The following is a 9,432-nucleotide window of genomic DNA, read 5'->3' as shown; positions in this document are numbered from 1 at the left end:
CCCGAACCACGCTGGGACTCCCGGACGTACAGGTCCTCCAGGTAGATCCCGTGCACCCCGCGCCAGGTCGCCGCCGGGTGGGCCGGGGTTGCACGGGCCGGGCCCACCCGGCCAGGCCGGTCAGCCAGCCCGGGCCAGGCTTGCGCCCGGCCTGGCTTCGGCCCTGGGGTCGAGGCGGTCCCGCCCGGCCTTGCGTCGGCTTAGCTGGCCCAGCCCGAGCCGGGGCCAGGCTTGCGCCCGGCTCGGCCTCGCTCTGGGCTCGCGGTGGCCCTTCCCGGCCTTGCGTCGGCTTAGCCCCAGCGCGGCCAGGCCAGGCTTGCGCCCAGCCCAGCCCAGCCCAGCCCAGCTCAGCCAGCCGGGGCCAGCCCAGCCCAGCCCAGCCCGGGTCAGCCAGCCCAGCCCAGCTGGGGCCAGCCCAGCCGGGGCGAGCCCAGCCCGGGCCAGCCCGGGCCAGGCCAGGCCAGGCCAGGCCAGGCCAGGCCAGGCTTGCACCCGGCCCCGGACTCGCTTCGTCCCGGGCTCGCAACAGCCCGGCGTCGCACCGACCCTGCCCAGTCTGGCCTCGCGCCCGGCCCACCCCAGCTCTGCGCTACCGCGACCAGCCCGGCCAGCCCCGCCCCACCGCGGCCAGCCGCGGCCCCGCATAAGCCCATCCCGGGCGAAGCGCGGACATCGATGTCATTAATCCGAATTCTTGTCTTCCTTGTCTTCTTGACGCTCTCCAGGCCCGCGGCGGAAGCTTCCTGGCAACGTTGTCAGCTTCCCGGCACCCCACCCCGCCAGGTCCTCGGTTGCCGCCTGAAGAACGGAGTCCGCATGGCGGAGGAGAACGCGCGCGCGGAGGTGTCGGCCATGTCCCGTCGGCACGTCCTGACGGCGGGAACCGGCTTGCTGGCCGGCTTCGGCCTCGCCGCCGTCCTGCCCGGGGTTGCCTCGGCGGCACCGGCCGCTCCCGAGAGCCGCAAGAGCGATCTCGCCCTGTTCCGGCCGGTCCAGGTGTCCTCGACCGCCTACGCCGCGACCCCGGCCGAGTTCGCCGTCGACGGGCTGGCCCAGGTCGGCGTCCGCGGCTCCGGCTGGCGCGCCGCCCAGGGGGACGGCCAGTGGATCGTCGTCGACCTGCAGGCGCCCTGCGCCATCGAGTCCGTCGTCCTGACCTTCGAGGCGCAGCCCGGCGATCCGGCCTTCGACGCCGGTGCCTCCCGGTCCCGCACCAGCGGCTTCGAGGTCCAGTCCAGCTACGCGACGGCGTTCGACCTCGACGTCTCCGGCGACGGCAAAGCGTGGCGCACCGTCCACCACACCGACGCCGGCACCGGTGGTGTCGTCACGATCCCGGTGGCCGTCACCGCGCGCTGGGTCCGCTTCACCGCGAGCCGCCGCTCGACGAGCAACCCCCTGGGACTCAACGGCTTCCAGGTCTTCGGCACCAGCCGTCAGCCCCGGCCCGCCGTCCGCGGCTGGACGAGCTTCCCGGTGCGGCCGAACGACGAGCCGCTCGCCCTCGCCGTGGCGGCCGACGGCACCGTGCCGCTCGAATCCGGCTGGGTGCTCACCATGGACGACTGGGCGCCCACCGGCGACGGCAAGGCCCTCTCGGCGACCACTGTGGACACCCGCGGCTGGCTGCCGGCGACCGTGCCCGGCACCGTGCTGGCCTCGCTCGTCGAGCAGGGGCAGCTGCCGGATCCGGTGGCCGGGATGAACAACCTGCACGTCCCGGAAGCGCTCTCCCGCCACGCGTGGTGGTACCGCCGCCGCTTCGCCCTCCCGCGCGGCCTGGACACCTCCCCGGGCCGGCACGTCTGGCTGGAGTTCGACGGCGTCAACCACGAAGCGCAGATCTGGCTCAACGGAGCCGAAATCGCCACGCAGAGCCACCCGTTCGGCCGCGGTGTCCACGACGTGACCGCCGCGCTGCGCCGGACCGGCGAGCAGGTCCTGGCCGTCAAGATCTCGCCGATGCCGCGGCCGGGCAGCCCCGGGGACAAGGGCGCCGACGGCAGCTCCTGGGTCGACGCGGGCGGCACGATGTTCGACAACTCGCCGACTTACCTCGCCGTCTCCGGCTGGGACTGGATGCCCGCGGTGCGCGACCGCGCGTCCGGCCTCTGGGACCACGTCCGCCTGCGCTCCACCGGCGCCGCCGTGCTCGGCGACGTCCGCGTCGACACGAAGGTGCCCGACGGCAAGACCGCCGAGGTGACACTCACCGTCCCGGTGCGCAACGCCGCCGCGACCGCCCAGCGCGTCAAGGTCACCGCCGCGTTCGGCCCGGTCAACCTGGCGGCCACGGTGACCGTCCCGGCCGGGCAGAGCACCGACGTCGTGTTCCCGAAGCAGCGGGTCGAGAACGCGAAGCTGTGGTGGCCCAACGGCTACGGCGACCCGAACCTCTACGACTTGACGCTCACCGCGGCGATCGGCGCGGCCACGAGCGACCGCCGGACGGTCAAGATCGGCCTGCGCGAAATCGGCTACGTCTACGACCTGCCGATCGTCATCGCCGACGGCCGCGCCACCCAGACCGTCGACCTCGCGCCGCAGAACGCCCGGTTCGTCCGCATGCAGGGCCTCAGGCGCGCCACCGGCTGGGGGTTCTCGCTCTGGACGATGTCCGTGCTGAACGGCTCGGGCCCCGATCTGGCCCAGGGCAAGCCGTCGTCGTCCCAGTCGGTGGCCGACGGCAACCCGCCCGAGCGCGCCTTCGACGGCGACCCGAACACCCGCTGGACGTCGGAGTACAGCGACAACCAGTGGCTGCAGGTCGACCTCGGCGCCCCGACGGCGTTCGACCGGGTCGTGCTGACCTGGGAAACCGCCTACGCGGCGACGTTCAAGATCCAGGTGTCGCAGGACGGCGACACCTGGACCGACGTCGCGTCGGTGGACAACAGCCCGAAGCCGCTGACCTTCCTGGTCAACGGCGTCAAGATCTTCGCCCGCGGCGGGAGCTGGGGCTGGGACGAGCTGCTGCGCCGCATGCCCGCCGAACGGGCCGACGCCGTCGTCGCGATGCACCGCGACATGAACTTCACGCTGATCCGCAACTGGGTCGGGTCGTCGTACCGGCCGGAGCTGTTCGACGCCTGCGACAAGTACGGCATCCTGCTGTGGAACGAGTTCTGGGACGGCTGGTCGACCGACCCGGCCAACCACGACATCTTCCTGGCGCAGGCGAAGGACACCGTGCTGCGCTACCGCCACCACGCGTGCGCGACGGTCTGGTTCGGCTGCAACGAGGGCACCCCGCCGCCGGTGATCGACAACGCGCTGCGGGACATCGTGCACGACAACACCGACCTGCTCTACCAGGGCAATTCGGCGGGCGGCGTGATCACCGGCGACGGGCCGTACTACTGGCAGGACCCGAAACGGTACTTCACCGGCGAGGCGACCGGCGGCAAAGCCGGGTTCTGGAGCGAGATCGGCCTCCCGACGGTGTCGGTCGTGGAGAGCATGCGCAACCTCGTCGGCAAGGACGACCCCGGCTGGCCGATCGGCGCGCCCTGGTTCCTGCACGACTGGTCCACGAACGGCAACCAGTCGCCGCAGAGCTACCTGGCGGCGATCGACGCGCGGCTGGCGCCGTCGACGAGCCTGGCCGAGTTCTGCCGCAAGGCCCAGTTCGTCAACTACGAGAGCATGCGGGCGATCTTCGAGGCGTGGAACGCGAAGCTGTGGAACGACGCCACCGGCGTGCTGCTGTGGATGTCGCACCCGGCGTGGCACAGCACGGTCTGGCAGACCTACGACTACGACCTCGACGTCAACGGCAGCTACTACGGCGCGCGCAAGGGCTGCGAGGCCCGGCACGTCCAGGCCGACCTGACGACGTGGCAGGTGCGCGTGGTCAACCACACGCCGGCCGCGCTCACCGGCGTGACCGCCACGGCCCGGCTGTACGGCCTCGACGGGACGGCACTCGGCCAGGCGCAGCAGCAGAAGCTCGACGTGGCGCCGGTTTCGGCCGCCGCGGCGTTCACGGTCCCGTTCGACGCCGGCCGGCCGGACCTGCACCTGCTCCGGCTGACCCTGACCGACGGCCGGGGGACGGTGCTGTCGGAGAACACGTACTGGCGCTACCGGACGGACACGGCGATGCGCGCGCTCAACCAGCTCCCGGGTGCGCGCCTCACGACGTCGCTGCGGTCCGACGGCGACGCGTACACGGCGACGGTCCGCAACGACGGCCGCACGGTGGCGGCGATGATCCGGCTGTCGCTGCGGGAGAAGAACGGCACCGACCGCGTGCTGCCGACCCGCTACGGCGACAACTACTTCTGGCTGCTGCCGGGGGAGAGCCGCACGGTCCGCGTCGAGCCACGCCGGCGGGTGCCGAACGCGAAACTGCTGGTGGAGGCGTACAACGTGGCGGCGAAGCTGATCTAGCCGCGGTTGTCGGACCCCGTCGCTACGCTCGCGGGGCCTGCGAACGAGGAGTGCCGGTGCGTGGCTGTGGGTCTCGGTCCTCCTCGTTCGCGAGCCCGGCGCGGGGAGGGGCGGCGGCCTTCGTGGCCGGCCGGCTGGAGCGGGGCGAGCACGGGGTGTCGCGGCAGGTGATCGCGTCGGTGCTGTGCCGTGCGGACGACCCGGGGCATCTGCTGGCGTACGACGACGGCGGGCACCACTTCGAGCTGGGTTTCGTCCGGGGCGATCTCCCGCGGCACGGAGGCATCGGCACGCCCCGGCCCTTGCGGTTCGGCGCGGTGATCCGGCTCGTGCATCCGCGGGCGCAGGGTGATCTGTTCCGGTACGCGCTGGCCCGGCGGCACGGAAAGGTCCGGACCTTGCCGCTGGTGCACCGCCGGGCCGGGCACGGTGGCGCGGTCGGGCACCGGCCGCTCGCCGGCTCTCTGGATCTCCTCGCCGGCACCGGCCCCCACCCGCGCAACGGCTCGCGCAGCTTCATCCGAAGTCCGCGCCTCCGGCCTGGGGCCGCTGCGGTTCGCCGCGGCCTGGCAGGGCGTGGACAGCCGGCGCTGGGAACCCGCCCTCGCCGCCGGGGGCGCGGCACAGCCTCGGTGCCGTCCCGCGGCCGGCCGGGCGCACCCTCGTCGTCATCGAACCCGGCAGCGACACCCGGATCGTCCCCGGCGGCGGGCGGTTCCCGCTCGACCCGGACGAATCCCCGCTGCACGCCCTGATCCGCTGGCATTCCGGGGAACCCCGCGCCGCCGGCGGCACAGCGCGCACGAACACGAGCCGGACTTCGCGCCCGGCTCGCGGCGCCTGTTCCTCCGCGGGCTCGGCGACGCCTCCTTCCGGATCATCCCTTAGTCGGAGGAGTTCGTCGGAGACGACCAAAGCAGATACTGAATTCGTCCGCCGCGACGAACTACGCTGGCGGCGTCGCGCCTAGCTTCGGGAGGTGCTCGTCTCCATGAACCTGCGCCCGCACGCCGGCCTCGGCCGCGTCCTCGACGACCTGGGCGGCACACTCCTGGACCTCGTCCTCGGCGACGGTGAGCGACCGGGCGGCATCGGCGGCGTCGCCATCCACGATCCGCTCGACGAGCCCGCGCTGCCGCAGCACGCCCTCGTGCTGGGCGTCGGCCTCGCCGACCCGGACGAGGTCGTGCGGCAGCTGCGGATGCTGGCCCGCCACGACGCGGCCGGGCTCGTGCTGCGCGCGCCGGTCAAGGTGACCCCGGCGATCACCGCCGCCGTCGACGAGACCGGCGTCGCCCTGCTGAGCCTCGCCCGGGGTGCGTCCTGGGCCCAGCTCGCCGCGATGCTGCGGTCGCTGCTGGCCGAGGGCGACGTCGGGGACGCGCAGCGCGAGACCCTGGCCGGGCTGCCGTCCGGCGACCTGTTCGCCGTGGCCAACGCGATCGCCGCGCTGATCGACGCGCCCGTCACCATCGAGGACCGGCGTTCCCGCGTGCTCGCCTTCTCCGGACGGCAGGACGAAGCCGACCCCTCGCGCGTCGAGACCATCTTGGGGCGGCAGGTACCCGAGCGGTTCGCGCGGATGCTGGCCGAGCGCGGGGTGTTCCGCGAGCTCTACCGCAGCGAGCAGCCGGTCTACGTCGACCGCCCGCCGGAAAGCCCGGAGGGGTTCATGATCCCGCGCGTCGCCGTCGCGGTCCGGGCGGGCGACGAGATCCTCGGCTCGATCTGGGCCGCGGTGAGCGCCCCGCTGACGCCCGACCGCGCGCAGGCCCTGCGCGACGCGGCCCGCCTGGTGGCCCTGCACCTGCTGCGCATCCGGGCCGGGGCCGACGTCGAACGGCGGCTGCGGGCGGACCTGCTGAGCACCGCCCTCGAAGGGGGGACCGGCGCGCGCGAGGCGCTGAGCCGGCTGGGCCTGGCCGACCAGCCCGTCGTCGTGCTGGCGCTCGCCGTGCTCGGGACCGGAGCCGCCGACGCCGAGCTCGCCGCCGACCGGCAGCGCCTCAGCGACGGGCTGGCGATGCACCTGAGCGCGGTCCACCCGCGGTGCGCCGCCGCGCTCGTCGGCGACACGGCCTACGGGCTGGTGCCGGTGACCCGCGACACCGACGCCGAGCAGCGCGCCCTGCGGATCGCCACCGATTTCCTCGACCGGGTCGGCGACCGGGCCCGCGCCGTGGTCGGCATCGGCCCGGTGGCCCGCAGCGCGGCCGAGCTGCCGGAAGCCCGCGGCAGCGCGGACCGGGCGTTGCGGGTGCTGCGCTCGGGCAGCGGCGCCGGGCGCCGGGTCGCCCTGCTGGCCGACGTGCACGTCGAGGCCCTCCTGCTGGAGCTGCAGGACCTGGTCGCCGCCCGCGGCGACCGCCCGACCGGCGTCGTCGCCCGCCTGCTCGACTACGACGCCCAGCACCACGCCCACCTCTTGGAGACGCTCCGAGCCTGGCTGGACGCCTTCGGCGACGTCATCGCCGCCTCCGCGGCGGTCCACGTCCACCCGAACACCTTCCGCTACCGCCTCCGCCGCCTCGCCGAGGTCGGCGGCTTCGACCTGACGGACCCGCAGGCCAGGTTCGCGGCCATGCTCCAGCTCCGCGTAGTCGCCCCACCCGCCCCCTGACACCGTGATCAGAGAGCCGACACACGTGATTGAAGGGTCGACACGCGTGATTGAAGGGTCGACACGGCGGAACCCGCGGCCGGCCGGCGTGTCGACCTCCTGATCACGCGTGTCGGCTCCCTGATCACGCGTGTCGACCCTTCAGACACGCGGAAATTGCGTTGGCCGGCGGGCGGGGGGTCGTTACCCTTCGCGGGAACTCGCCTGCCGCGTCGATCGAAGGGAGCCGGCCGTGCGTTGTCGCGTCGCCGTCGCTGCCCGGTCGCGGTCCGAGGTGATCCTGGTGTCTTCGCGTCCCCGGTGCCTGCCGCGCGGCCTGCACCGGACTCCGTGACGCGTTCCTGACGACCGTCGCGGGGAATCGCGCCGCCCTGGTCACTTCGTCCACAAAGGACACCACTGTGCGCAACCTCCGCAACCTCGGCATCCTCGCCCACGTCGACGCGGGCAAGACCACCATCACCGAGCGGATCCTGCACCGCACCGGCGCCACCCACAAGACCGGCGAGGTCCACGACGGCACCACCGTCACCGACTTCGACCCGCAGGAACGCGATCGCGGCATCACCATCTTCGCCGCGGCCGTCAGCTGCACGTGGGACGGCCACCGGCTCACCCTGATCGACACGCCCGGCCACGTCGACTTCACCGCCGAGGTCGAGCGCTCCCTGCGGGTGCTCGACGGCGCCGTCGCCGTGTTCGACGCCGTCGCCGGGGTCGAGCCGCAGAGCGAAACCGTGTGGCGCCAAGCCGATCGGTACGGCGTGCCGCGGATCGCGTTCGTCAACAAACTCGACCGCGCGGGCGCCGACCTCGACACCGCCGTCGCGTCCATCCGGGCGCGGCTGCACCCGGCACCGCTGGTCGTGTAGCTGCCGATCGGCCGGGAGGACGGCTTCACCGGCGTCGTCGACCTGCTGCGCCCGCACGACGTGGCGGCCGAGCTCGTCGCCGAGGCCCACCGCCGTCGCCGGGAGCTGGAGGAGGCCGTCGCCGAACTGCACCCGGTGGCCCTCGACGAGTTCTGCGCCACCGGCCGGATCTCGGCGGAGACCCTGGAGAAGGCGCTGCGGGAGCTGACCCTCAGCGGCGACGGGCTCGTCGTGCTGTGCGGCGCGGCCTACCGCGATCGCGGGATCGAGCCTCTGCTCGACGCCGTCGTCGCGTACCTGCCGTCGCCGGCCGACGTCCCGCCGGTGCGGCCCGACCGGCCCGCCGACCCGGCGGCGCCCCTGGCCGCACTGGTGTTCAAGGTCGTCTCGACGACCACGGGACGGCTGACGTACCTGCGGGTGTACTCGGGAACGCTGCGGAAGGGAGATCGGGTGACGGACGCCGAACGCACCGAGCGCATCGCGCGCGTGCTGCGCGTGCAGGCCGACCGGTATTCCGAAGTGGACAGTGCGGTGGCCGGTGACATCGTCGCGGTCGCCGGGCCGAAGGCGGCGCGCGTCGGCGCCACCCTCTGCGCGCCCGGCGCTCCGGTGCTGCTGGAGCCGCCGGCGACGGCGGACCCGGTGGTCTCGGTGGCGGTCGAGGCCCGGCGCGACGGCGACCGGCTCACGGCGGGGCTGGCCTGGCTGGCCGAGGAGGACCCGTCGCTGGTCGTGCGGGTCGATCCGGAGACCGGCCAGACGGTGCTGTCCGGGCTGGGCGAGCTGCACCTGGAGGTGTCGGTGGAGAAGCTGCGGCGGGACCGCGGCCTCGAGGTCGCGGTGGGGCGTCCTTCGGTGGCCTACCGCGAGACGGTGGTCAGCGGGGTGACCGGGCTGGTCTACCGCCACGTCAAGCAGGACGGCGGGGCGGGCCAGTTCGCCCACGTGGTCCTCGACGTCGCCCCGGCGGCCGAGGGCTTCGAGTTCGCTTCGGCGGTCGTCGGCGGCCGGGTGCCGCGGGAGTACGTCCGCGCGGTCGAGGCCGGCTGCCGGGAAGCGCTGGCCGAGGGACCGCTGGGCGGGCACCCGGTGAGGGGCCTGCGCGTGACGCTGACCGACGGGGCGACGCACCCGAAGGACTCGTCGGACCTGGCGTTCCGCACGGCGGGCCGCCTCGGGCTGCGGGAAGCGCTGCGGTCGTCGGAGCTGCGGCTGCTCGAGCCGGTGGCCGAGGTGGCGGTGACGGTTCCGCCCGACGCCGTCGGTGGCGTGCTCGGCGACCTGGCGGCCCGCCGGGGCCGGGTGGCCGGTTCGGCGGTCCGGCAGGGGACGGCGGTGGTGACGGCGACGGTGCCGGTGGCGGAGCTGTTCGGCTACGCGACCCGGCTGCGCAGCCGCACGCAGGGCCGTGGCACGTTCACCGCCCGCCCGGTGGGCTTCGCGCCGGTGCCGTGAGCGCCGACGCCCCACCGCGGTGACGTCGCGAATGACTCATTCGGGACCTCTGGTGTCCCGAATGAGTCATTCGCGGCACGCCGCGGGGCG

The 9,432-nt window shown here is 74.0% G+C and carries 4 protein-coding genes; all 4 read left to right on the top strand.

The window, feature by feature from the left end; genetic code table 11:
- Positions 1–816: 816 nt before the first annotated feature.
- Entirely contained in the window at positions 817–4,392 is a 3,576-nt protein-coding gene (locus ACWDN5_RS44970) for a discoidin domain-containing protein (protein ID WP_449680580.1), read from the top strand.
- A 991-nt stretch (positions 4,393–5,383) separates the two neighbouring features.
- A complete protein-coding gene (locus ACWDN5_RS44965; protein WP_449680581.1) occupies positions 5,384–7,012 on the top strand; it encodes a PucR family transcriptional regulator in 1,629 nt (542 codons plus the stop codon).
- A gap of 401 nt (positions 7,013–7,413) precedes the next feature.
- The gene (locus ACWDN5_RS44960; protein WP_449680579.1) at positions 7,414–7,884 is read left to right on the top strand and encodes a GTP-binding protein; all 471 of its coding nucleotides are present in this window, start codon (positions 7,414–7,416) and stop codon (positions 7,882–7,884) included.
- Positions 7,885–7,944: 60 nt separating this feature from the next.
- A complete protein-coding gene (locus ACWDN5_RS44955; RefSeq protein ID WP_449680578.1) occupies positions 7,945–9,342 on the top strand; it encodes an EF-Tu/IF-2/RF-3 family GTPase in 1,398 nt (465 codons plus the stop codon).
- The last annotated feature ends 90 nt before the right edge of the window (positions 9,343–9,432 follow it).

It is taken from the genome of Amycolatopsis sp. NPDC003731, from assembly GCF_053586895.1.
Note: the sequence above shows the minus strand (reverse complement) of the source record. Positions and strands in the feature narration are given on the sequence as shown.